Annotated in this window: 21 protein-coding genes and 2 pseudogenes; 11 read left to right on the top strand and 12 right to left on the bottom strand. The window is 74.7% G+C overall.

The genetic code is table 11. The features are described from left to right. Positions 1-130 precede the first annotated feature (130 nt). The gene (locus WBK50_RS15125; protein WP_341336236.1) at positions 131-490 is read left to right on the top strand and encodes a VOC family protein; all 360 of its coding nucleotides are present in this window, start codon (positions 131-133) and stop codon (positions 488-490) included. A gap of 60 nt (positions 491-550) precedes the next feature. Next, the gene (locus tag WBK50_RS15120) at positions 551-1,318 is read left to right on the top strand and encodes a GntR family transcriptional regulator (protein WP_341336235.1); all 768 of its coding nucleotides are present in this window, start codon (positions 551-553) and stop codon (positions 1,316-1,318) included. Positions 1,319-1,324: 6 nt separating this feature from the next. Here the strand turns inward: WBK50_RS15120 and WBK50_RS15115 are convergent, their stop codons facing one another. Then, positions 1,325-2,908 (bottom strand): Na+/H+ antiporter, encoded by a 1,584-nt coding sequence (locus tag WBK50_RS15115; protein WP_341336234.1) that lies wholly within the window; start codon positions 2,906-2,908, stop codon positions 1,325-1,327. 70 nt (positions 2,909-2,978) lie between these two features. Here WBK50_RS15115 and WBK50_RS15110 point away from each other — a divergent pair, with 70 nt between their 5' ends. Next, positions 2,979-3,509, top strand: coding sequence for a YbhB/YbcL family Raf kinase inhibitor-like protein (locus tag WBK50_RS15110; RefSeq protein ID WP_341336233.1), 531 nt, complete (start codon positions 2,979-2,981; stop codon positions 3,507-3,509). A 21-nt stretch (positions 3,510-3,530) separates the two neighbouring features. On the opposite strand, the gene WBK50_RS15105 is transcribed toward WBK50_RS15110, so the two are convergent. Further along, complete coding sequence (locus WBK50_RS15105; protein ID WP_341336232.1) at positions 3,531-4,268, bottom strand: DUF1990 family protein; 738 nt, start codon at positions 4,266-4,268, stop codon at positions 3,531-3,533. Between the two features lie 36 nt (positions 4,269-4,304). Here WBK50_RS15105 and WBK50_RS15100 point away from each other — a divergent pair, with 36 nt between their 5' ends. From WBK50_RS15100 to WBK50_RS15085, 4 genes are all read left to right on the top strand, one after another. Next, positions 4,305-4,520, top strand: a complete 216-nt coding sequence (locus WBK50_RS15100; protein ID WP_445942360.1) for a hypothetical protein — start codon at positions 4,305-4,307, stop codon at positions 4,518-4,520. After that, a complete protein-coding gene (locus WBK50_RS15095; RefSeq protein WP_341336230.1) occupies positions 4,478-5,218 on the top strand; it encodes a DUF1990 family protein in 741 nt (246 codons plus the stop codon). The genes WBK50_RS15100 and WBK50_RS15095 overlap by 43 nt, the downstream gene beginning before the upstream one ends. Before the next feature lie 47 nt (positions 5,219-5,265). Continuing rightward, positions 5,266-5,850, top strand: a complete 585-nt coding sequence (locus tag WBK50_RS15090; RefSeq protein WP_341336229.1) for a hemerythrin domain-containing protein — start codon at positions 5,266-5,268, stop codon at positions 5,848-5,850. 101 nt (positions 5,851-5,951) lie between these two features. After that, positions 5,952-6,776 carry a family 1 encapsulin nanocompartment shell protein gene (locus tag WBK50_RS15085; RefSeq protein ID WP_341336228.1) on the top strand — a complete coding sequence of 275 codons (825 nt, stop codon included), beginning with the start codon at positions 5,952-5,954 and terminating at the stop codon, positions 6,774-6,776. Between the two features lie 66 nt (positions 6,777-6,842). On the opposite strand, the gene WBK50_RS15080 is transcribed toward WBK50_RS15085, so the two are convergent. Beyond that, entirely contained in the window at positions 6,843-7,769 is a 927-nt protein-coding gene (locus WBK50_RS15080) for a hypothetical protein (protein WP_341336227.1), read from the bottom strand. Further along, positions 7,766-8,347 carry a hypothetical protein gene (locus tag WBK50_RS15075; RefSeq protein WP_341336226.1) on the bottom strand — a complete coding sequence of 194 codons (582 nt, stop codon included), beginning with the start codon at positions 8,345-8,347 and terminating at the stop codon, positions 7,766-7,768. The genes WBK50_RS15080 and WBK50_RS15075 overlap by 4 nt, the downstream gene beginning before the upstream one ends. A gap of 159 nt (positions 8,348-8,506) precedes the next feature. Here WBK50_RS15075 and WBK50_RS15070 point away from each other — a divergent pair, with 159 nt between their 5' ends. Continuing rightward, a complete protein-coding gene (locus WBK50_RS15070) occupies positions 8,507-9,502 on the top strand; it encodes a hypothetical protein (protein ID WP_341336225.1) in 996 nt (331 codons plus the stop codon). Positions 9,503-9,549: 47 nt separating this feature from the next. Here the strand turns inward: WBK50_RS15070 and WBK50_RS15065 are convergent, their stop codons facing one another. After that, positions 9,550-11,253, bottom strand: coding sequence for a class I adenylate-forming enzyme family protein (locus WBK50_RS15065; protein WP_341336224.1), 1,704 nt, complete (start codon positions 11,251-11,253; stop codon positions 9,550-9,552). Positions 11,254-11,380: 127 nt separating this feature from the next. Here WBK50_RS15065 and WBK50_RS15060 point away from each other — a divergent pair, with 127 nt between their 5' ends. Continuing rightward, on the top strand, positions 11,381-12,505 hold the full coding sequence (locus WBK50_RS15060) for an AbrB family transcriptional regulator (RefSeq protein ID WP_341336223.1): 1,125 nt from the start codon (positions 11,381-11,383) through the stop codon (positions 12,503-12,505). A gap of 3 nt (positions 12,506-12,508) precedes the next feature. Here WBK50_RS15060 and WBK50_RS15055 read toward each other — a convergent pair whose 3' ends face one another. Together WBK50_RS15055 and WBK50_RS15050 are read right to left on the bottom strand one after the other, a co-directional pair. Further along, positions 12,509-13,879, bottom strand: coding sequence for an MFS transporter (locus WBK50_RS15055; RefSeq protein WP_341336222.1), 1,371 nt, complete (start codon positions 13,877-13,879; stop codon positions 12,509-12,511). A 72-nt stretch (positions 13,880-13,951) separates the two neighbouring features. After that, positions 13,952-14,830 (bottom strand): ABC transporter substrate-binding protein, encoded by an 879-nt coding sequence (locus WBK50_RS15050; protein ID WP_341336221.1) that lies wholly within the window; start codon positions 14,828-14,830, stop codon positions 13,952-13,954. Between the two features lie 111 nt (positions 14,831-14,941). Between WBK50_RS15050 and pgm the strand changes: the two genes are divergently transcribed. Both pgm and ppgK read left to right on the top strand, forming a co-directional pair. After that, a complete protein-coding gene (gene pgm / locus WBK50_RS15045) occupies positions 14,942-16,594 on the top strand; it encodes a phosphoglucomutase (alpha-D-glucose-1,6-bisphosphate-dependent) (protein WP_341336220.1) in 1,653 nt (550 codons plus the stop codon). Between the two features lie 2 nt (positions 16,595-16,596). After that, the gene (gene ppgK, locus WBK50_RS15040) at positions 16,597-17,346 is read left to right on the top strand and encodes a polyphosphate--glucose phosphotransferase (RefSeq protein WP_341336219.1); all 750 of its coding nucleotides are present in this window, start codon (positions 16,597-16,599) and stop codon (positions 17,344-17,346) included. On the opposite strand, the gene WBK50_RS15035 is transcribed toward ppgK, so the two are convergent. The 5 genes and pseudogenes from WBK50_RS15035 to WBK50_RS35125 all read right to left on the bottom strand — a co-directional run. Next, the gene (locus tag WBK50_RS15035) at positions 17,315-17,629 is read right to left on the bottom strand and encodes a carboxypeptidase-like regulatory domain-containing protein (RefSeq protein ID WP_341336218.1); all 315 of its coding nucleotides are present in this window, start codon (positions 17,627-17,629) and stop codon (positions 17,315-17,317) included. The genes ppgK and WBK50_RS15035 overlap by 32 nt on opposite strands. A 62-nt stretch (positions 17,630-17,691) precedes the next feature. Next, positions 17,692-19,182, bottom strand: a complete 1,491-nt coding sequence (locus tag WBK50_RS15030) for a mannitol dehydrogenase family protein (protein WP_341336217.1) — start codon at positions 19,180-19,182, stop codon at positions 17,692-17,694. Positions 19,183-19,243: 61 nt separating this feature from the next. After that, positions 19,244-20,156, bottom strand: a pseudogene (locus WBK50_RS15025) (aldose 1-epimerase family protein). Between the two features lie 148 nt (positions 20,157-20,304). Continuing rightward, positions 20,305-22,230, bottom strand: coding sequence for an ATP-binding protein (locus WBK50_RS15020; RefSeq protein ID WP_341336216.1), 1,926 nt, complete (start codon positions 22,228-22,230; stop codon positions 20,305-20,307). Positions 22,231-23,266: 1,036 nt separating this feature from the next. Further along, positions 23,267-23,791: pseudogene (locus WBK50_RS35125) on the bottom strand (AAA family ATPase); the annotation flags it as partial. Positions 23,792-23,795: the final 4 nt, after the last annotated feature.

Raw genomic sequence — 23,795 nt, 5'->3', positions numbered from 1 at the left:
GGACGCTACTGAGTGACCCAGATCACGTCAACGGCGTGCCCGGCCCGCTCCGTCCGCATTCGCGACACCGGCGCAGGTCGAGGGACGCCTAAGCTGCGGCGGAGACGATCACCGCATCCAGGAGGTCCTTGTGCCCGACGAACCGGCTCCCGTGAAGATCGGCAACGTGCTGCACCCCGTGGCGGACGTCGCCGCGGCCGTACGCTTCTACGGGGAGACGTTCGGGCTCGGCGCCCGGTTCGTCGACGGCGACCGCTACGCCCAGCTCGACGCGGGCGGCACGGCGCTCGCGCTCGCCGGGCCGGAGGAGGACGTCACCGGCGGGGTCGCGGCGGCGTCGTTCAAGGTGCCGGACGTGCAGGCCGCCCTCACCGCGCTGATCGACGCCGGCGGCAGCGTCCTGCGGGACGCCGAGCAGGGCCCGCACGAGGTCCGCGCGGTCGCGAAGGACCCGTGGGGCAACACGCTGGTGGTCTACGGGCCCCGATAGGCCCTCGCCCCCCGGACCCGCCGACTACGGTGGTGTTCCGGAGCGAGTCGGAGGACGGCGATGGAGGACCCCGGGCGGGGTGCGCGGCTCGGCGGTGTCGGGCTGGGCGGTGTCGGGCTGGGCGGTGTCGGGCTGGGCGGCAGCCGGGTGGGCGGCACGCAGCAGCAGCTCAGCGGCAGGGTCGCGGCGCAGCTGCGCGAGGCCATCATGGTCGGCGAGCTGCGGCCGTCGACGTTCGTCCGGGTCGAGCACGTCGCCGCCGGGCTCGGGGTCAGCGCCACGCCCGTCCGCGAGGCGCTCATGGTGCTGCACAGTGAGGGCGCGGTTCGCTGGGAACCCCGGCGCGGGTTCCGGGTCGTGCCGCTCACCCGCGGCGACGTCGACGACCTGTTCGCAGTGCAGGCGCACGTCGCCGGGGAGCTGGCGGCGCGAGCAGCACTGGCGCTCCCGCCGGCGGAGGTCGTCCGGCTCGGCCAGGTGCAGGCGGCGATCTCCGACGCCGCCGCGCGGGGCGACACGGCCCGCGTCGAGGAGCTGAACCACGACGTCCACCGCACGCTGAACCGGGCCGCGGGGGCGCACCGGCTGGCGTCGATGCTGAACCTGTTCGTGCACTACGTCCCGCGCCAGTACTACGGCCGGGTCCCCGGCTGGGCGGACGCGACCACGCACGACCACGGCGCGATCCTCGAGGCCCTGGAGAAGCGGGACGCCGAGGCCGCACGGGCCGCGATGAGCGAGCACATCCTGCACATCGGACGCCTCCTCGCGGCCCACCTGGAGGCCACGGGCGTCCTGGCCCCCGCCGCGGAGGAACGCGCCGGCTGAGAGCCCTCAGTCCAGGAGCACCGTGCGCAGGTCCAGCCGGCGGAGCACCCGGTCCGCGGCCTCCGGGTCCGTACCCGGTTCCCCGCGGGCGGCCAGCACCTCCGCCCGCGCCGAGGCGAGCGCGGACGCCTGGACCTCCTGCAGCGCCGACGCCCGCTTCCGCAGGGTGTCGAAGCGGTTCCGCTCGTCCTCGCTCATCGTCTCGCCCCCCAGGACCGCGTCGAGCCGGCTCATCCGCTCCCGCAACGCGGCGCTGACCTCCTCGGGCAGGTCCCGCAGCCGTTCCTCCTCGGCCATCCGGTTCAGCGCGGCCCGCTGCGCCCGCCGTGAGACGGCCTTCTCCGCCGCGTGCTCGGACTCCGCCGTCTCGGCGACGCCCAGCACCTTCACCAGCGCCGGCAGGGTGAAGCCGGGCAGCAGGAGCGTCACCACCAGCACCGCGCACGCGATCAGGGTGATCTCGACCCGGCCGGGGAACGGTGCGCCGCCGTCGACCGTCGCCGGCAGGGACAGGGCCAGCGCGAGGGTCGCGAGCCCGCGCATCCCGCACCACGCCAGCACGACGGCCTCGCGCCCGGTCCGCGGCGCGGCCGACGGGTCCAGGCTCCTGCGGACCACGAGGTACGCCCCGGACATCCACAGCACCCGCACCCCGACGACGACGGCGCACACGATCGCGGCGTGCCCGAGCATCGACGGCAGCGCGTCCCCCGCCTCGGTGACGACCTGCCGCAGGTCCAGCCCGATCAGCCCGAACGCGACCCCGGTGACCAGCAGCTCCACGACGTCCCAGAAGGAGCGCTGGGTGAGCCGCTCGGCGGCCTCGTCCGCGTCGCCGAGGCGGCGCAGCTGCAGCGCGACGACCACCACGGCGACCACCCCGGACGCGTGCACCTCCTCCGCCAGCAGGTACACCGCGAACGGCAGGACGAGCGTCAGCGCGCTGCGGCCGGTGGTGTCGGTGAGGCGGGCGAGGACCGTGCGCGCGACGTAGGCGACGGCCAGGCCGATCAGCACCGCGGCGGCCGCGCCGAGCACGAAGCTCAGGGCGAGCCCGCCGAGGCTCAGGTCGTCCCCGCGCACCGTGGCGAGCACCGCGGTCTGGAAGATCACCAGCGCCGTCGCGTCGTTGAACAGGCCCTCGCTCTGCAGCACCGCGAGCATCCGCCGCGGCATCCGCACGGGCCCCGCCACGGCCTCCACGGCGACGGGGTCCGGCGGGGCGACCATCGCGCCGAGCGCCACGGCGGCCGTCATCGTGATGCCCGGGACCAGCACCGCCGTCACCCCCGCGACGGCGATCACGGTGACCACGACCAGCGCCACGGCGAGCAGCGCGATCGAGCGCCAGCGGGCCCGGAACAGCGACCAGGACGTGCGCTGCGCCGTCGCGTAGAGCAACGGCGGCAGGAACAGCGGCAGGATCAGGTCCGGGTCCAGCACGAAGGCGTCCGGCAGCCCGGGGACCAGCGCGACGACCACGCCGAGGACGACCATCAGCGCGGGCCAGGGCAGCCGGAGCCGGTCCCCCACCCCCACCAGCAGCACGGCGGCCAGCATCAGGCCGACGATCAGCACCAGGCTCTCCACGCGCTCAGCCTTCCAGCAGGGCCCGTGCCATGATCCGAGGAGACCCACCAGCGAGGAGAGAGGAGTGACCATGAGCCACGACCCGTACGCCGGACTCCCCGACGTGCCGTCGTTCTCCGTCACCAGCACCGACGTGGCGGACGGCAAGACCCTGGCGGCGCCGCAGGTCTCGGGGATCTTCGGCGCGGGGGGCGAGGACGTCTCGCCGCAGCTGTCGTGGAGCGGTTTCCCCGCCGAGACCAAGTCGTTCGTCGTCACCGTCTACGACCCGGACGCGCCCACGGCGTCGGGCTTCTGGCACTGGGCGGTCGTGGACATCCCGGCGTCGGTCACGTCGCTCCCGAGCGGCGCGGGCGACGAGTCGGGCTCCGGCCTGCCCGAGGGGGCGTTCCAGCTGGCGAACGACGCGGGCCTGAAGCGTTACCTCGGCGCCGCCCCGCCGGCCGGGCACGGCCCGCACCGCTACATCACGGTCGTGCACGCCGTGGACGTGGAGAGCCTGGGCATCCCGCAGGACGCCACGCCGGCGTTCCTCGGCTTCAACCTGTTCGGCCACACCCTCGCCCGCGCCGTCCTGACGCCGGTCTACGAGCAGAGCTGACCCGGAGTCGGCGGGCCCGGCCTACGCGGCCGGGTCCGCCACCCGGCGGGTGTGCACGGAGATCCCGCCGTCCGGCCTCCCGCCGGCCAGCCGCGCCGAGCGCAGGCACGCCTCGGTCCACATGTTGAGCTGGATCTCCTTCGCGGCGCGCAGCCGGTTGTAGAGGACGTGGGACAGCCGGTCCCCCGGCCGCGCCCAGGACTCGACCGAGAAGGCCAGCCGGCCGTCGACCGTCCCGGTCCGGAACTCGATCACCCCCGCCTCGAGGTGGCCCCGCAGGGTCGCGAACCGGAAGCGGGTCGCGTCGCTCTCGATCACGCGCACCGGCCCGTCCCAGGGTCCGGGCAGCCGGATCAGGAACTCGTCCCCCGGGGTCAGCGATCCCGGGGTTCCCTCGGTGCGGCGGAAGATCGCGATCTCGGTCGGCACCATCCGGTTGATGTCGCTCTGCAGCCGGGACATCAGCCCCTCGGGCGTCGTCCCGGCGCCCTTGATCCGCACCGTGTAGCGGCGGTGCAGGAGGTCCCCGTAGCCGTCCGCCGGCGGCTGGAGCTTCTCGTCGACGAACTCGGCCGGGATCGCGGGCGGGGCGTCGCTCGCGTCGCCCGGCTCCTCCGCACGGTGCATCGGCGTGGTGCGCCACAGGTACCGCCAGGTGACCAGGGCGAAACCGACGGGCCAGCGGGCCAGCGCCCCGACGCGTCGCGTCCGCCGGGTCCCTGTGACCTGGCGGCGGGAGAGCAGGTGGGTCATGCGCATACATACCCGCCGTAGCGGGAACGAACCGGTGTGACCATCGGGAAGCTCCTCCGCCGCTGCGGCGTGCGGCCGATCCACCTGCAGAGCGCGTCGCTCGCCTCCGTCGTGGTCTGCCTCGGGCTCTGGCTGCGGGCGAAGACCGTGGACCAGGACGAACGCGGCAACGCCGAGCGGCGCGCCCTGTTCGTCGGGCTGTGGCCCCCCACGATATGGCTGATCGGCGAGTCCGTCCGGCAGGAGGAACGGCCCTGAAGCGCTCGGAGATCGCCGACCTCGTCGACGGGCTCGCCGACGTGCCCGTCAACTACGACGAGGCCGACGCCCCGGACGGCCCCGCCGATCCTCGCTGGCACGTCGACTCCGGGTACGCCGTCCTGGGGGTCGAACCCCCCGGCGACCCCGTGCCGGACGGGCCGTGGGAACGGGCCTGCGCCCTGGTGCGGGCCTACGAGTTCACCGACCACCGGCTGCTGCGCGGCGCCTACCGCCCGGCGGACCCGCTGCTGGGCCGGGACATGATCCTCGAGGGCCGCGTCTTCGCGATGAGGTTCTACATGGGAGTCCGGGTCACCGCGACGAAGGACGAGACGGTGGACGGCCTGCGGGTGTGGGGCTGGACCTACCAGACGCTGCACGGCCACCTGGAGCAGGGGAAGCTCACCTACGAGGTGACCAAGGACCTCGAGACCGGGCAGGTCGTGTTCTGGATCCACGCCTACTCGCGTCGCTCGGGGATCCCGAACCCGGTGTACCGCATGGGGTTCCACGTCTTCGGCCGCGCCACCCAGGTGGACTTCTACCGGCGCGTAGGGCGCAAGATGCGGGAGCTGGTCGATGCCGGGGCCGTGAAGGACCCGGAGCCCCGCGACGGTCTGGTGATCGCTCCGGTGGACCGGGACGAACGGTGGTGGGACGCGCTCGCCCTCGAGGTCCCCCACCCGGGCGTCTGACCACTTTCGACAAGCCGAACCGGCTGACCGGCAGTAACCTGCGACCCGTGGCCGACATCACCCAGCTGATCCTCGACGACCACCAGTGGTTCCGCCAGCAGTTCGCCGACCTCGACGAGCTGCGCGCGCAGACCCCGATGGACGCCGACGCCGTGCGCCGAGTGTGGGACCCGCTCGCGGACCGACTCGACGTGCACGCCGTCGCCGAGGAGGAGATCTTCTACCCCCAGCTCCTCGCCAAGGGGCAGAACGACCCCGACGAGGAGACCCTCGACGCCATCGGCGACCACAACGACATCCGGGACGGCGTGCACGACGCCGCCCGCCACCCCGTCGCCAGCCGCGCCTGGTGGGAGGCCGCGGACCGGGCCCGGGAGGCGAACGACGAGCACATGGCCGAGGAGGAGAACGAAGGCTTGAAGGACTTCCGCCTCCACGCCCCGCGCGTCCTGCGCGAGTCCCTGGGCAAGCAGTTCGCGGACTTCCTGGAGCGCCACCGCGGCTCGGCCGGCATCAGCACCGCGGACAAGGACCCCGAGGAGTACGTGCGGACGATCGAGGCCGAGCTGAACCCCCCCTCCGACGCCGGGCCCGCGGTGGGTCTCGGGATCGGCAGCCTCCGCAACACCTGACCGGCCGGAGCGACGCCCGGTCCCGAACGCACGTCACGACCGAACCGCACGTTCACGACACCGCCGCCGCCCACGGCGCGGCGCCGCAAGGAGAGACCTTCGTGACCAACCCGACCGACCACCTGCTCCGCTCGCTCGCCCCGATCCCCACGGAGGCCTGGAAGGCCATCGACGACGAGGCCCGCGAGCGGCTCACCCCGCTGCTCACCGCGCGCAAGATCGCGGACTGGGTCGGGCCGGGTGGCTGGCAGCACTCCTCCGCGACGCTGGGCCGGGTGGTCCCGCTGGACGGCCCGCCGCCCGGCGTCAGCTCCGAGGGCGTCCGCACCCGCAGCCGGCGGGTCCTCCCGCTCTCGGAGGTCCGGGTGCCGTTCACGGTGAGCCGCGACGAGATCGACGACGTGCAGCGCGGAGCCCAGGACCCCGAGTTCGACGACCTCGCCCGCGCCGCCCGAGTGGCGGCCGAGATCGAGAACCGCGCGGTGTTCCACGGCTGGCCGAACGCCTCGATCCAGGGCATCTCCGAGGCCTCGCCGTATCCGGCGATGGCGCTCGGGGCGGACTGCGACCTGTGGCCGGGCATCGTCGCACGCGCGGTCGACCGCCTGCGGCGCAGCGGGATCGAAGGGCCCTACGCCCTCGCCGTGGGTCCGGACCTCTACACGAAGATCGTCGAGACCACGGAGAACGGCGGCTACCTCCTGCTCGACCACCTCAAGCGGATCCTGGGCGGATCGGTCATCTGGACGGCGGGGGTCGACGGCGCGATCGTCGTCAGCCGGCGCGGCGGGGACTTCCTGCTCGACGTGGGCCAGGACCTGTCCATCGGCTACAGCCACCACGACGCGACGACGGTGAGCCTCTACCTCGAGGAGAGCTTCACCTTCCGGGTGGTGGAGCCGGACGCGGCGGTCGTCCTGACCTGACCCCGGGCAGCGTGAAGGGGCGGGACCTGATCGTCAGGTCCCGCCCCTTCGTCGTGCCCCGCCCGGTCAGATCTTCAGCAGCCGGTCGAAGAAGTTGCGGTAGCGGCCGAGCGCCAGCCGCAGGTCCTCGGTGGACGCCTGGTCGTTGCCGAGGTCGCGTTCCAGCTCACGGCGCTGGTTGCGGAACAGCTCCTCCAGCTCGTCCAGCACCTGGCCGACGAGCTGGTTCGCGTCCCGCACCGCCGCGCGGGGCTCGTCGACGAAGCCGGCCTTGAGGGACTCCCAGCGACGCATGTAGTCCGCGGAGCGGTCCTCCGGGATGAGGGCGGGGTCGCCCTCGTGCCTCGTCCCGCCCTGGGACGCCGCGCGCCGGTCCGGCCCGGTCGGGTCGGTCCGGTCGGTGGAGTCGCGGCGGTCGGAGACGCCGGCCGCACCCGCGGCTCCCGCGCTCGCGGCGCCGGGCCCGGCGAGCCCGCCCGGGTCCTGCTGGTCCGGGCCGCCGCGACCGGCGTCGCCGATGCTGCCGGAGGTGACGTCCCGGGCCTGGACGCCCCGGGCCTGGGCACCGCCGTCGGGCGTCGCCGGGTCGTGCATCCCACCGGTGCGGACATCGGGCTCGTGCTCACCTGGGGCTCGGTCACCGAGGTCGCCGGCACGCAGGCCGCTCGTTGCGGTCCCGGTGTCCCGGCTGTCGGCACCGAGGCGTTCCTCGGCACCGGGACGGTTCGCGGCGAACCGGTCGTCGTCCCGAGCGGGCTCGACCCAGCCCTCCTGGGACCGGCCGCCCTGCTCGCCGACCACGGCCGTGCCGCGGTCGGTGCCATCGTCGTACCGGGCGTCGCCCTGTCGCGGAGCGTCACCGTAGGTGTCGTCACTGTGCGTGTCACCCTGGTGGGCGTCGCGGTCCTCGTTCCGGTCCCGGCCGACCAGCTTGTCGGTCAGCCGCTGCCGGAGGGACTCGTCGTTGCGGGTGTTCTCGTGCGTGTCGCTCATGGCTGTGCCTCCGTGTTGCGGGCGGAGTTGTGGGGGGAATGTCCGTTGCGCCCGTCGCCGGGCTCGTCGCCCAGGAGCGCGCCGACCAGCTCTCGGTAGGAGGTGACCGCGTTGCGCAGCTGCTCGGTGTCCGCGCGGCCGCTGCGGTTGTCCGCGGCGATCCGGCGCGCCTCGCGGTAGCGCTGGACGACGACCGGGTGCTCCACGGAGACGTCCGCGGCGCGCTGCTCGAAGTCGTCGACCGGGTAGCCGCGGGCCGACATCACCTCGTTGACCAGGGAGTCCGCGTGGTCCACCGCACGGTTCGGGTCGTCGACGAACTCGCGCTGGACGTCGGTCCAGCGGTGCCGGAAGGTCTCGCGCTCGCGGTCGTCGAGCTGGCGGAGATCGAGCTTGCTGTGCCGCTTCTCCCGGTCCGCGAGCTCGCGCTCGGTCCGGGCGGGATCGCCCGACTCGGCCAGGTGACGCTCGTACTCGGGTCCGAAGCGTTCGCGGAGCTGTTCGCTGCGCCGCTTGCCGCCCATGAACCGGGCGACCACGGCGATCGCGACGAGGACGACCACCACCGCAATGATCACTACGATGAGAGTGGTGCTGTTCATGCGGTGGTCTGCCCGTTCGATGGCGGTCACAATCGGTATCCGCGGCTTCCCCATGTGACTGCCGTCACACTGAATCGAGTGAGTATGAACCAGACTGCTCCGTCTGCCGGGACCGAGCCGCCGGATGGCAGCGGGGTGGCCGAGGACGATGCCGTCACCGAGGCGGCCGAACGCCTCTATGGCGTGCCGCCGGAGGAGTTCGTCCCGGAGCGCGACGAGCTCGTGGCCGCGGCGAAGGAGGCCGGCGACAAGGACGCGGCCAAGGCGATCGGCCGCCTCCGCCGCCCGACCCAGGCCGCCTGGCTGGCGAACCTGCTCGCCCGGGAACGCGGCGAGCAGCTCGACGGCCTCCTGGACCTCGCCGGCGAGCTGGACGGCGCCCAGCGCAGCCTGGACGGGCCCGCCCTGCGCGCGCTGTCCTCCCAGCGGCAGAAGCTGGTCAACGCCATGGCCCGGGAGGCGCGGCGGCTGGCGGCGGCGGAAGGGCACCGCGTCACGGAGTCGGTCGAACGGGACCTGCGGGGAATCCTCGACGCGGCACTCGCGGATCCGGCCGTCGCGGAAGAGGTGCGCTCCGGGCGGCTGACCAGGACGGTGAGCTACTCGGGTTTCGGCCCGGGGCTCGGCTCGGTGGACCGGTCCGCCGGCGCCGGCTCCCGCCGGCCGTCCGCGCCGCGTCGCCCGACCGGCGGGCGGGCGGGCCCCGAGCGCGCCACCTCGTCCTCCGGAACCGCGACCCGCGACGACGACGCGGCCGCCGCGGATCCGGAGGCCGAACGGGCCGAGCGCGAGGCCGCCGAACGCGAACGCGTCGAACGGGAGCGGCGCGCGCGGGAACGCGAGGAGGCCGAACGGGCTGTCGCCGAGGCCCGCCGCGCGGCGGACGAGGCGACGGACCGCAACGAGGCCGACCGGAACGCCCTCGACCAGGCCGAGGCGGCGCGCGGCGAGGCCGAACGCCGGGTCGACGAGCTCACCGCCGAACTGGACCGGGCCCGCGACGCGCGCTCCGACGCGTCGGCCGCGGTGAAGGAGGCCGACCGCGCGGAACGCGAGTCCGCTCGCGCCGCCCGGGACGCGGCGGTGGCCCTGGAGCGGCTCGAGGCCCGCCTCGCCGACCTCCAGGACTGAGCGGCCGCCGCGTCCGTGGGCGCAGAGCAGGGCTCTGCCGGGGAGCCCTACTCCCCCGGGTCCTTCAGCACGGCCGTCCGCAGGTCCTTCTTGAGGATCTTGCCGGTCGCCGTCCGCGGCAGCGCCTCGTCCCACCAGATCACGGTGGTCGGGGCCGCGAAGGCCGCGACCCGCTCGGTGACGTGGCGGCGCAGCAGGTCCGCGTCCCGCGCAGCGCCCGGGGCGAGCCGGACCACCGCGGCGACCTCCTCGCCCAGGGTCGGGTGCGGGATGCCGACGATCGCGACCTCCTCCACCCCCGGCACCTCGTGCAGGGCCGCCTCGACCTGGACGCTGTAGACGTTCTCGCCGCCGCGCAGCACGACGTCCTTGAGCCGGTCCACGACGTACACCCAGCCCCGGGTGACGTGGCCGAGGTCGCCGGTGCGGAACCAGCCGTCGACGAACGCCGCGGCGTCGGCCTCCGGGTTGTTCCAGTACCCACGGACGATGTTCGGCCCGCGAAACCAGAGCTCGCCGATCTCCCCCTCCGCCAGCTCCGCCAGCGTCTCGGGATCGACGACCCGCACCTCCGCCCCCGGCGCGGGGCGGCCGACGCTGTCCGGGCGGTCCACGTAGTCCTGCCCGGAGTTCGCGCACACCGCGGAGGTCGTCTCGGTGAGGCCGTAGCCGTTGAAGGAGATCGGCCCCAGGTGGTCGGCGATGCGCGCGACGAGCTCGGGCGGGATCGGCGCGCCACCCATGGCGATCCGGGTCAGCGACGCCGTCTCGTCCGGGTGCGCGATGGCCTCCTCGGCGAGCTCGCGCATGGTCGTCGGAACGCCCGCGCCGCCGGTCAGCCTCTCCTCTCGGACCAGGGCGCGCGCCTCCTCCCGGTCCCAGCGGTACATCGTGGCCAGCTTCGCCCCGTTGAGCACGGCGCCGTAGAGCGAGTTGAGCCCGGCGATGTGGAACAGCGGGTAGGTGAGGAGCGTCCCGGGCTGGCCCGCGGGCGGCGCCGCACCGCTCACGACCGCGTTGGCCCGGGTGGTCAGCACCACGTTCAGCGCGTTCGTGACGTGGTTGCGGTGGGAGTGCACCGCGCCCTTGGGCCGGCCGGTCGTGCCGGACGTGTAGAGGATCGACGAGTCGTCCTCGGCCAGCACCTCGACGTCCGGGAGCCCGGCCGCCGGGTCGAAGCCGGCGACGAGGTCCTCCCAGGTCACCGCGCCCGCGGGTACGGGGCCGGTGCCGCGCGCCCGCACCAGCGGGACGTCGACGTGCCCGGCGAGCGCGTCGACCCGCGGCCCGTCCCCGACGACGATCCGGCAACCGGAGTCCTCGACGGCCCAGACGAGCTCGGGGCCGGTCCACCACGCGTTGAGCGGGACGGCGACGAACCCGGCGACCTGCGCGGCGAAGAACACCACGCCCCACTCGGGGTAGTTCCGCATGGCGATGCCCACCCGGTCGCCCTTCACCAGGCCGTACCGCTCGCGCAGCACCGCCGCCAGCCCGTAGACCTGGGCGAGGTGCTCGGCGTAGCTCGTGCGCTCGTCGCGGTGGACGGAGTACGGGCGGTCCCCGAAGGCGGCCGTCGCGGCGATCAGCTCCCGCAGGGTCCGCGGGGCGCGGTCGTAGACCCGCATCGGTATGCCGCGCACCACGGCGTCGGTCAGCGGGAAGTCCCCGCCGGGGGCGGTCAGGGCGGCCAGCGCGGGCCCGAGGCCCACGTCGTCGGCGTGGCCCGCTGTCCGGATCTCACCCGCCATCGTGGGTGCTCACCTCCGCTGGTGCTGCTCGTCGCCGTCGGGGACGATCACCGTCCCCGACCCGCACCCTGCCATCCGCCGCCGGGCCACCGGAAGCGGGAGGGACGCGTCTGACAGGGTCTGCGGCGTGGACGAGGGCGGGACGGCCGACACGGCCGGACGGGACGATTCCGGCAGGTGGGACCGATTCAGGCGAATCGTCTGGGCCCGCTGGGCGCTGCTCGTCGCGAGCACGGTCCCGCTGACGTTCGGACTCGGCGCCCTCGGCGTGCCGTCCCCCGCGCTGTTCGCCGGGCTGATCGTCGGCACGGTGCTGGCGCTCCTCGGGGCCGGGCCGACCCGGGTGCCCAGGCCGGCGACGTCCGCGGCGCAGGCCGTGATCGGCGTCGTCATCGGCGTGCTGGCCCGGACGGACACCCTCTCGGCCGTCGCCGCGAACTGGCTGCCCGTCCTCCTCGTCAGCCTCGGCACGCTCGTGGCCAGCATGGCCGCGGGGCTGCTGCTCGGCCTGCAGCGCGGGGTCTCCCCGCTCACCGGGATGCTCGCGCTCACCGCCGGCGGCGCGTCCGGCCTGGTCGCCGTGACCCGCGAGCTCGGTGGCGACGAGCGGATCGTGTCGGTGATCCAGTACCTGCGCGTCGGGCTCGTCACCGCGACGATGCCGATCGTGGCCGCCGCGGTGTTCGGCGCCGGGCACGTCGGGCTCGGTGGCGGCACGGAGTCCGCGAGCGCTCCCTGGTACCTCGGCGTGGCCCTGCTCGCCGTGTGCTGCCTGGTCGGAATCCCCCTCGCGGAGAAGGCGCACGTCCCGGCCGGGGCACTGCTCGGCCCCATGGTGGTCGCCCTGGTGCTGAGCCTGGCCGGGCTCACGTTCGGCGCGACGCCGCCGGCCCTGCTCGTCGACGTCGCCTACGCGGTGATCGGCTGGCAGGCCGGGCTGCGGTTCACCCGGGCCGCGCTGCGGACCGTCGTGCGGGTGCTGCCGTCGGCCACCGCGCTGATCCTGGCGATCGTCGCCGTGTGCGCGGGCCTCGGCGTGGTGCTGTCCGCGACGACGGGGACCTCCTTCCTCGACGGCTACCTCGCCACCACCCCCGGCGGCATCTACGCGGTGCTCGCCACCGCGATCTCCTCCGGCGGCGACGTGACGTTCGTCGTCGCCGTACAGGTCATCCGGGTGATCCTCATGCTGCTGGTCGCGCCGTTCCTGGCCCGCCTCGTCGGGCGGCGGTGGGGCACCGCGCAGGCCTGAGCCTCATCCCGCGATCGAGGTGAGGGCGCGCCCGGTCGTCCGTGGACCGAGCCACGCGACGTCGACGACCACGATCAGCATCGCGACGCCGATGGCGGCGAACACCGCGGTCGGACCCGCCGCGTTCAGCAGCGGGATCAGCACGAACGGCATGACGGCCGTCGCGAGCCGGCTCAGCGAGTAGGCGGTGCCCGCCCCGGTGGCGCGCAGCGTGGTCGGGAAGAGCTCGCCGGAGTAGACGTGGAAACCGTTGGAGAACAGGTTGCTGACCACTGTGTAGAGGAAGCCGAACACGATGATCGGCGTCGGGCTCGTCGCGTAGCCGAAGGCCAGGCCGAGCACGAGCATCCCGAGCGCCGCCGCGATGATCAGGAACTTGCGCTCCACCCGCTCCATGATCGGGATCGAGAGCGCCGAGCCGACCGGATAGCCGAGGAACGTCACCGCCGTGAAGGTCAGCGTCGACACGATGTCGTAGCCCTTGGCCGTCAGCACCAGCGGAACCAGGGTGCCGAAGCCGTAGTAGCCGAACGTCTGCACCGACTGGAAGATCCACAGCATCACGGTGCGGCGGCGCCATGGCGGCCGGAACAGGGCGCCGAACGGCTCCTTGCCGGCCGGCGGCGGCTCGACCTCGGGCTCCGGCAGCGGCTGCCCGGGGTTCTCCCGGAGGGCGGCCTCCTCGAAGCGCCGCACCACCGCGTCGGCCTCCTCAGCGCGGCCCACGGACGCGAGCCAGCGCGGGGACTCCGGCAGGGCACGGCGCAGCAGCCAGCAGAGGAAGGCGCCGAGCCCGCCGAGGATGAACATCCACCGCCAGCCGGCGAGGCCCAGGAACTCGTGCGGGGTGATCACCCGGGCGAGCAGGCCGGCGGCGGGGACACCGCAGAAGCCCAGGGTGTAGGCCCAGGCGATCATCCGACCCCTGGCGTTCGCCGGCAGCAGGTCGGACAGGTAGGCGTCCGACAGCGGCAGCTCCGCCCCGATCCCGACGCCGGCCAGAAACCGGCAGACGATCAGCATCTCGACGTTCACGCTGAACCCGCCGAGCACCGAGAAGAAGGAGTAGATGCCGAGGGTCAGGAAGAACGCCCGGCGGCGGCCGAGCTTGTCCGCGAGCCGGGACAGCACGACGGCGCCGACGAACGCGCCGACGAACGCCGAGGCCAGCACCAGCTTCTGTGCCGTACCGGTGATCCCGAAGTCCTTCCCGAGGACGGTCGCGAGGGTGCCCGCGAGGAACACCTCGTAGAGATCGAAGAACATCCCGATCCCCACCGCGACGAGCGCGAACCTGTGCCGACGCGTGACCGGCAGCCGGTCCAGCCGGGCGTTGATGGATCCCGTCAGCCGGGACGTGTCAGGTGCTGACATCTCCGCCACCTCCGGGTGATCACTCTGAACCCGGCGGCGTCGCCGCGCAGGGCGAAGTCCGTTTCCTCCCGATCATCCGATCCGCTCGACGCGCCCCGGCGGCGGCTCCGGGACGGCGTCCGGGTGCAGCGCCCAGGCGATCGCCTCCACGCCGTCGACGAGCCGGGGCCCGGCGCGCACGACGTAGGCCGCCGAGTCGATCGCGACGACCGGGAGCCCCGGCAGCCGCTGCCGCACCTCCTCGGCCTGCGCCACGGCGGAGTCCAGGCCGAACCCGCACGGCGCGACGAGCACCAGGTCGGCCTCGGGAAGCACGTCCCACCCGGCGCCGACGCTGCGTCCGCCCTCGACCGCCCCGACCGCCGTTCCCCCGGCCCGGTGCACCATCTCCGGCACCCAGTGCCCGGCGAGGAAGGGCGGGTCCGTCCACTCCAGCACGAGGACCCGCGGCACCCGACGTCCCGCGACGGCGTCCCGCACCGCCGCCAGCCGGTCCCGCAGGCCCGCGACCAGGCGATCCGCCACCTCCGGCACGCCGGCCCGGGAGCCGACGGCGAGGATCGAGCCCAGCACGTCGTCGAGGGTGTGCGGGTCGATGGACAGGACGTCGGCGGTGATCCCGATGGCGTCCAGCGCCTCGTCGACGGTGCCCGCGGGCAGCGCGCAGACGCGGCAGAGGTCCTGGGTGAGGATCAGGTCCGGGGCGACCCCGGCGAGCACCTCCCGATCCAGGTCGTAGAGGGGCAGCCCGCGGGCCACCCGCTCGGTGACGATCGCGTCGATCTCCCCGGGCGCGAGGCCCGGGGGCAACGCGGTGTCGACGACCACGGGCCTGCGCTCCCGGATGCCCGGCGGCTCGTCGCACTCGAAGGTGACCGCGGCCAGGGACTGCTCGAGCCCGAGCGCGCCGATGATCTCGGTGGCGGCGGGCAGCAAGGACGCGATCCGCATCCTGTCGACAGTAGGGCGCCCGGGCGGCACGCAGAAGGGGTGCCCGGATGACCGCGGGCCCGAGATGCGGCAGGCTGAGCCCCGCCCGAGCACGTCGTCCCGAGGAGTGACATGTCCGTGAACCCACGCGCCGGTACGCCGGCGCGACCCGAGGACCTCGTCGACGTCCCTGCGCTGCTGTCCGCCTACGCGAACCTGCGCCCGGACCCGGCGGTCGTCGAGCAGCGCGTCGCGTTCGGCACCTCCGGGCACCGCGGGTCCTCCTTCACGGCCACCTTCAACGACGACCACATCGCGGCGACCAGCCAGGCGATCTGCGAGTACCGCGCCGCGCAGGGCACGGACGGGCCGCTCTTCCTCGGGAAGGACACGCACGCGCTGTCGGATCCGGCGTGGACCACGGCCGTGGAGGTGTTCGCGGCCAACGACGTGCAGGTCCTCGTCGACTCGGCGGACGGCTGGACGCCCACGCCCGCCGTCTCGCACGCGATCCTGACCCACAACCGGGGCCGGACGGACGGGCTCGCCGACGGCGTCGTCGTCACCCCCTCGCACAACCCGCCCCAGGACGGCGGCTTCAAGTACAACGGCCCCGACGGCGGCCCCGCGGGCACCGCGGCCACCAGCTGGATCGCCGGTCGGGCGAACGAGCTGCTCGAGGCGGACCTGCGCGGCGTGCGGCGCACCCCTCTGGAGCGGGTCCGCGGGGACGTCGGGCGCTACGACTTCATGGACGCCTACGTCGCGGACCTCCCCGCCGTCGTCGACCTGGAGGCGATCCGCTCGGCCGGGGTCGTGCTCGGCGCGGACCCGCTCGGCGGCGCGTCCGTGCACTACTGGGGTGCGATCGCGGAGCGGTACAAGCTGGACCTCACGGTCGTGAACCCGCAGACGGACCCGACGTTCGGCTTCATGACGCTGGACTGGGACGGCAAGATCCGGATGGACTGCTCGTCGCCGTACGCGATGGCGTCCCTGGTCGAGCGCATGAAGAGCGGTGCGCCGTTCGCCATCGCCACCGGCAACGACGCGGACTCCGACCGGCACGGCATCGTCACCCGCGACGGCGGGCTGATGAACCCGAACCACTACCTCGCCGTCGCGATCGGCTACCTCTACGCGAACCGGCCGGGCTGGCCCGGCGGCGCCGCGGTCGGCAAGACGGCGGTGAGCTCGTCGATGATCGACCGGGTCGCCGCGGACCTGGGCCGGACGCTGCTCGAGGTGCCCGTCGGCTTCAAGTGGTTCGTGCCCGGGCTGCGCGACGGCAGCATCGCCTTCGGCGGCGAGGAGAGCGCGGGGGCCTCCTACCTGCGCAACGACGGCACGCCCTGGTCCACGGACAAGGACGGGATCATCATGGCGCTGCTCGCCTCCGAGATCACCGCCGTGACCGGGCGGACCCCGAGCGAGCACTACCGCGAGCTGACCGGCCGGTTCGGCGAGCCCGCGTACGCCCGGATCGACGTCGCGTGCTCGCGCGAGGACAAGGCGAAGCTCGGCAAGCTGTCCGCCGACGACGTCACCGCGACGGAGCTGGCAGGCGAGCCGATCACGGCCCGGCTGACGACGGCCCCCGGTAACGGCGAGCCGCTCGGCGGGCTCAAGGTGACGACGGAGAGCGGCTGGTTCGCCGCGCGGCCGTCCGGCACCGAGGACGTCTACAAGGTGTATGCGGAGAGCTTCCGGGGCCCGGAGCACCTGGCCCGGGTCCAGGACGAGGCTCGCGAGGTCGTCGCGGCGGCACTGAGCTCGGGGAGCTGATCATGTCGAAGCTGAAGAAGCACCACGGGTTCGGGATCGACATCGGCGGCTCGGGGATCAAGGGCGCCCCGGTCGACCTGGAGAAGGGCCGGTTCTCCGAGGACCGGCTCCGCCTCGTCACCCCGCAGCCGTCGACACCGGAGGCCGTGGCCAAGGTCGTCGGGGAGATCCTGGACCACTTCGGCTGGGACGCGCCGTTCGGCTGCACGTTCCCCGCGGTCGTCCAGCACGGGGTCGTGCAGACCGCCGCCAACGTGGACCCGGCCTGGATCGGGGTCGACGCGCACGAGCTGATGAAGAGCGTGACCGGGCGCAAGGCCCTGGTCGTGAACGACGCGGACGCCGCCGGCGTCGCCGAGGTGGAGTTCGGAGCGGCCAAGGGGCACAGCGGCGTCGTGCTGATCTCCACGCTCGGCACCGGGATCGGTTCCGCGCTGGTGATCGACGGGAAGCTGGTCCCGAACACCGAGCTCGGCCACCTGGAGATCGACGGGTTCGACGCCGAGACCCGCGCCGCGGACTCCGCGCGCGAACGCGAGGGCCTGTCCTGGGAGGAGTGGGGAGCCCGCCTCACCCGCTACTTCCAGACGGTCGAGAACCTGCTCTGGCCGGACCTGATCGTCTTCGGCGGCGGGGTGAGCAAGAAGGCCGACCGCTGGCTGCCCTACGTCGAGACGCGGACGCCGATGACGCCGGCGGCGCTGCTCAACGACGCGGGGATCATCGGGGCCGCCCTGCTGGCTCACGGGTGAGCGCGAGCCGGCGCGCGGCGAGCCGGAAGCTCCGGTGGGACACCCGGCCGTCGAGGTAGAGGCGCTCGGACACCGGCTCGTGGCCGATGCCGCCCACCAGGACGGTGACGGGCGAGCCCGGAATGCCGCGGACCGCGAACCGGCCGTCCGTGGAGACCTCCGCGAGATCGACCTGCCGGCCGTCGTCGTCGAGCACCGTGACGTGGGCGCCCGGGACAGGGGCGCCCCCGTCGTCGACGACCCGGCCGATCAGGGTCGGTGCGGGGTCCTGCAGCAGGGTCATGCCCGGACGCTACTCCCGGACCCTCGTTCCCTATCGGGCGACAGCATCACCGCGCGAGGACCTCACCGCCGGGCGACGAGCGCCTCGACCGTCGCGCGCGCCCCGTGCGTGTGCAGCGAGTCCAGTGCCCACAGGTAGGCCTCGGTGAACCGCTCGTTCTCGGCGAGGTCCCCGAAGACCGAGGTGTTGCGCACGAACGCGAGCGGGTCCTCCCGCTGGGACTTCGCCAGCGGGACGAGGGTGTCCGCGAGCCGGTCCTGGACGTCGATCGGCTCGCCCTTCTCGTCGACGCCCTCGGCGTAGCGCGCCCACCCCGCGACGACGGCCGCGGCGCGCTCCATCTCACCGCCCTGCGCGAGCTGGTGGCGGATCACCGGCAGGACCCAGAGCGAGATGCGGTCCGAGCTGCCGAAGTTGATCCGCGCCAGGGTGTCCGCGACCCCGGGGTTGGCGAAGCGCTCGATCAGCGTCGTCTTGTAGTCGTCCAGGTCGACGCCGGGGACGGGGCTCAGCGTGGGGGTGCCCTCGTGGTCCATGTAGTCCCGGATGAAGCGGGCGAAGAGCGGATCGCCCGCGACCTCGTGCACGTAGCGGTGCCCGGCGAGGAAGCCGAGGTAGCCCAGCGCCTGGTGGCCGGCGTTGAGCAGGCGGAGCTTCATCAGCTCGTAGGGCACGACGTCCTCGACGAGCTGCACGCCGACGTCCTCGAACGGAGGCCGCCCCGCCGAGAAGTGGTCCTCCAGCACCCACTGCGTGAACGGCTCGCACACGACCGGCCAGCCGTCCGTGAGGCCGAACTCGTCCGCCAGCCGGGCGCGGTCCTCGTCGCTCGTCGCCGGGGTGATCCGGTCCACCATGGAGTTCGGGAAGGAGACGTTCTCCTCCACCCACTCCGCGAGCCCCGTGTCCCCGCGCGCGGCGTCGCGGAGCCGGGCGAAGGCCGTGAAGGTGCGGGCCGCGGTGTCCCCGTTCCCCTGGATGTTGTCGCAGGACATGATCGTGAAGGCGGGCAGCCCGCGCTCGCGGCGCCGGGCGAGGGCCTCGGTGACCAGCCCGAACACCGTCTCCGGCACCGCTCCCGCCTGCAGATCCTGCTGGATCGCCGGGGTGTCCTCGGCGAACTCCCCCGTGACCTGGTCGATGTTGTACCCGCCCTCGGTGATGGTCAACGAGACGATGCGGGTGCTCTCGGCCGCCATCTTCTCGATCACGGCCTCGGGGTCGTCCGGGGCGAAGAGGTACTCGACGACCGAGCCGATCACCCGCGGCTCGAGCGTGCCGTCCGGCTGCTTGACCACGAGTGTGTAGAGCCCGCCCTGCGAGGTGAGGACGTCCTGCATGCGCCGGTCCCCCGGCAGCACGCCGACCCCGCAGATCCCCCAGTCCATCGCCTCGCCCTCGTTCATCAGGGAGTCCAGGTACATCGCCTGATGGGCGCGGTGGAAACCGCCGACGCCGAAGTGCACCACTCCCACCCGCACGGCCGAGCGGTCGTACGCCGGGACCTCGACTCCCTCGATCGCGGGCAGGACGCCGCCGTCCAGAGACTGCATGGGACACCTCACCTGCTGCTGCCGGCCTGTTGCGCAGGTCACCCTACCGGCGCGGGTGGGCTCAGGCGGTAGCCGAGATCGGCGAGAGGCCCCAGCTGCCCGTCCAGGCCTTCCCGGGCTCCAGCACGATCAGGTCCGTGCCCGAGTTCAGGGCGTCCGGCGGGCAGGTCATCGGCTCGACGGCCACGGCGCGGCCCCGCCCGGGGAAGTCCTCCGGCGTGAAGACCTGGACCCAGCGGAAGTCCGGGTCCGCCCACAACGCCACGCCCGAGCCGTCCGGGGCGGTGAGGGTGTGCCGGACCCGGCCGTCGACGGGGTCCGGCTCGCAGCCGCCGAACGCGGAGTCCAGGGACGCTCCGCGCAGCGGCAGGCCGGCGCGGCGCGGGTCCGTTCCGGTCAGCGGACGGGCGGGGCCGGCCGGGAGCTGGGCCTCGAGCGGGAAGCTCGGTGGTGGCGGCGAGGCGGAGCGTGCTGTCGTCCGTCCCGGCGTCACCGGCCCGCAGGTAGGGATGGAAGCCGAGGCCGAACGGGACGGGCCACTCCCCCAGGTTCGTCGCGACGGTGGTCACGGTGAGGCCCTCGTAGCCGACGGTGTAGCGGACCGCGACGCGGACCGGCTCCGGCCAGCCCGGCTGCGGCGGCGCCACGGCCGTGAGCCGGACGCTCTCGGCATCGGGCTCGGCCTCCCACAGGACGTGCCGGAGCAGGCCGTGGATCGCGTGGCCGGCGGCGGGCTCGGTCAGGGCGAGCTGCTGGGGCGTGCCCTCCCACGTCCACCTCCCGCCCGCGACCCGGTTCGGCCACGGCGCGAGGAGCGAGCCGCTGCCCCGCGGCGGGCGCTGCCCGGCCTCGTAGGTCTCCACGTACGGCACGCCACCCACGGTGAACGAGCGCAGGCCTGCCCCCACCTCGGTGACGACGGCGCGCACGCCGCCGGCGGCGATCTCGAACTGCTGCCCGGTCGGGTCCATCACAGACGCCATCCTTCCCTGTCCCCGGGGGCCGCTCGCGTCGACGTGCCGTACCGGGGACGCTCCGCTCTCGTCCCGGAGCCTCCGCGCGGGTCCGACCGCGAGCGGAACCAGCACGACGCGCGCCTTCGGGCCGGAGGAGACCGACCGCTCAGCCCGCGGACGGCAGGGCCGCGGGCGCGTCGAGCGGCACGACCGCGACGGAGCCCGCGGCGGACGCCAGCGGGGCGAGGTGGTCGTGGTGGGTGAGCAGCACGACCTGCCAGCGCTGCCCCAGATCGGCCAGGACGCCCAGCGCGGCGGCCGCGCGCCCGTCGTCGAAGGTCATGAGGACGTCGTCCAGCACCACCGGGACCGGGGGCAGCCCGTCCGCCTCGCGCTCGGCCTGCAGCGCCACGACGCCCGCGAGGCGCAGCGCGAGGAACGCCTGGTCCGCGGTGCCCTCGGAGAGCTGGTCCGGGGTCAGCTCCTCGCCGTCGGCCCGGACCGCGACGAGGGTGCGCCCGCCCTCCCCCGGCCGCAGCCCGGTGAACCGGCCGCCGGTGAGCCGCTCGAGCAGCCCGCCCGCCTCGACCAGCAGCGGCGACGCGTGCCGCCGCTCGTAGCTCTCCAGCTCGCGGCGCAGGATCTCCCGCTGCAGGTGCACGACGAGGTAGCGCTCGGCCGCGTCCGCCGCCCGGGACAGGTGCTCCTGGGCCTCCGCGTGCAGGACGGCCACGCCCTCCGCGCCCTCCAGCGTCCGCAGCCGCGAGCGCAGGCCGCCGAGCTGCTCGAGCAGGGCGTCGTTCTCCGCGGCGAGCGCGGCCTCGCTCTCCCGCGACCGGGACAGGGCCTCGTCCAGGCCCGTGGCCTCGGTGCTGCGGGACGCCTCGACGAGCTCGTCCGCGTCCAGGTCCGGGGCGGCGGTGCGCAGCAGGGCGAGCGCGGTGTCGATCTCCCCCGCGAGCCGGACGGCCGTGCGGCCGCGCTCGGCGGCGGCCTCGATCCCGCCCTCCTCCGGCGCCGCGGTGAGGGACAGCTCGACGGCGAGGCGGTCCAGCACCGACGCGGCGGAGTCCGCCGCCCGGGAGCGCTCCCGGACCTCCCGCTCGGCCGTCGCGAGCTGGGTGTCCAGGTGGCCCGCGGAGACGGCCGCCGCCTCGGCCGCGCGGACCCGTTCCGCCAGCTCGACGAGGTGGGCCGCGGGGCTCCCGTCCTTCTCGTCCAGGTGCCGGGCGGCCAGCTCGGCGACCGCGGCGTCGTGCCGCGCGACCCGGCCGGCGAGGACCTCGGCCTCCTCCGCGGCGCGGCGGCCCTCGGCGTGCGCGCGGGCCGCGTCGAGCAGCGCGTCCCGGCGCACGTCCCAGCCGTCCGGGCCGGTTCCGGCGGGGACGCCCGCGGCGCGCAGGGCGTGCCGCCAGCGCAGCTCGGCCTCGTCCAGGTCGTGGCGGCGGGCGTCCGCCGTGGCGGCGGCCCGGTGGACCTCCGCCCGGAGCCGGCCGAGCAGGACCCGGCGGTCCCGGGCCCGGTCCGCGTCCGCCTCGAGGTCCTCGGCCGCGACGATCATCGCGTCCAGGTCCGCGTCGTCCCGGGGCCGGCCGGCGGCGGCGAGCGCGACGGAGAGGGTGTCGGCCTGGGAGAGGGCGTCCTCGGCCAGCATCTCGGCGCGCTCCGCGGCGTGCGCGCGGTCCGCCTCGGCCTGCCGTGCGGCGACGAGCGCGCGGTGCACGGTCTCCGCCTCGTCCGGGCGTGGCGCCGGGATGCCGGGCCAGAGGGCCCGCCACTCCTCCTCCGCGGCGTCCTGGATCTCGGCCGCGGCGTGCGCGGCCCGTTCGGCTTCGGCGTTCTCCTGGTCCGCGGAGGCGACCTCCGCCCGGCGGCGGGCGTGCTCGGCGACCCGGTCCGCGGAGGTGATCATCCGGTCCGCGATCGTGTCCGCGGCCCGGACGGCCCGCTCGACGGCCAGGGCCGCCGCTGCGCTCTCCCGCGGCTCCCGGGCCGCGAGGAAGGCGTCGACCGCGGCGTCCCGCACGGCGCGGGCGGCGGCGAGGCTGTCCGGGTCCGGGGGCGCTCCGTCCGCGGCGAGCTCGTCGAGCATCCGGCGGGCGGCGGCGAGGCGCCGGGCGGTGCGCTCGCGCTCGCCCTCCGCCCGCTCCGCGGCGAGGGCCGCGTCCCGCAGGGCCGCCCGGAAGCTCCGCCATCCGGCCCGCGGGCGGCGGTTCGGGGGTCTCGTCGTCCGGGTGCAGGCCCGTGCCCGCGAGGGCCTCGTGCCGGCGCCGGGCGGCGTCCGCGACCTCGGCCAGGGCGGCCCGCCGCCGAGCCACCGGCGACCCGTCCGCGAGCACGGCGCGCCTGGCCTCGGCGACCCGCGCGACGGCGGTGGCCTCCGGGCCCTCGTCCTCGTCCGCGGCGTCGCGCGCGGCCCGCTGGGCCTCGTGCTGCGCCGCGTCCGCCCGCCCGGACTCCTCGACGGCCTCCCGCACCCGGGCGGCGAGCCGGTCGAGGTCCGCGACCCGGTCCGCGGCGATCACGACGGCGGCGAGGCGGGCGGTGACATCCCCGCCGGGTGCGGGTCGTCCGACGGGGTCCGGGCCGTCGACGACCGGCACGATCGTGTCCAGCAGCTCGGCGACCCGCCGGGCGTGGTCCTCGGCGTCGCGCCGCAGCGCCACGGCGCGCTCCGCATCGGCCGCCCGCGCCTGGCGGGCGCCGTCCAGCTCCCGCACCCGCGCCGCGTCCGCGACGAGTGCCTCGTCGAGCTGCACCTCCGCGCGCCGGGCCCGGAGCTCCTCGATCTGCTCGCGCAGGGCGGCGAGGTCGGTGTCCGCGCGTTCCCGGACGGCGTGTGCGGCGTCGAACTCCGCCAGCCGCTCGGCGTCCAGGACGACGCCGGACTCCTGCAGCTCCGCGACCGCGTCCCGCAGCGACGCCAACCGGCACGCCGGCTCGAAGGCCCGGACCCGCTGGGCGGCCTCCGCGCTCGCCCGGGCCGCCACCTCCCGGTCCCTGCTCAGCGCGGCCGCCCGGCGTTCCAGGCGGGTGATCTCGGTGGCGAGGTCCGCGACCTCGCCGGCCCGGGACATGCGTTCCCGGACCTGGCCGTCGACCGTCTCGTACTGCGTCATCGCCTGCCGCAGGGCGACGGACTTGCTGTTCCTGTTCGCCTTGAACAGGCTGTCCGCCTCGGCGTCGAGCTTGTCCAGCAGCGCCCGGACGTCCCGGCCGCTGCGCGCGGTGAACACGAGCTCGGCCAGGTCGCCGCCGCCCTCGCAGAGCCGCGCGCCCCCCGCCCGGAGCTCGGCGTGCCCGAGCCCGAAACCCTGCCGCCAGCGCCGCCGCGCCTCGGCGCCACCGGGCCCCCACGGGGCGTCGACGGGCTCGTCGGTCTCCGTGGTGGCGAGCCCGCGCGTGGTCCGGCGGACGCACAGCTCCCGGCCGTCGACCTCGGCGTCCGCCACGAGCGCCAGCCGCGCCGACGAGAACGCGTAGTTGTGCCGGATCGGCTTCGGGAAGCCCCACAGCAGGTCCGACAGCGCGTCGAGCAACGTGGACTTGCCCGCCTCGTTCGGCCCGGTGACGAGCGTCAGCCCCGGACCGAGCAGCAGCTCCCGCCCCTCGTGCGGGCCGTACCGCTCGAGGACGAGGCGCCGGATCCGCATGCCG

The sequence above is a fragment of the Pseudonocardia sp. T1-2H genome, from assembly GCF_038039215.1.
In the GTDB taxonomy this organism is placed as follows: Bacteria; Actinomycetota; Actinomycetes; order Mycobacteriales; family Pseudonocardiaceae; genus Pseudonocardia.
This window is presented reverse-complemented; position numbering and strand designations above follow the sequence as displayed.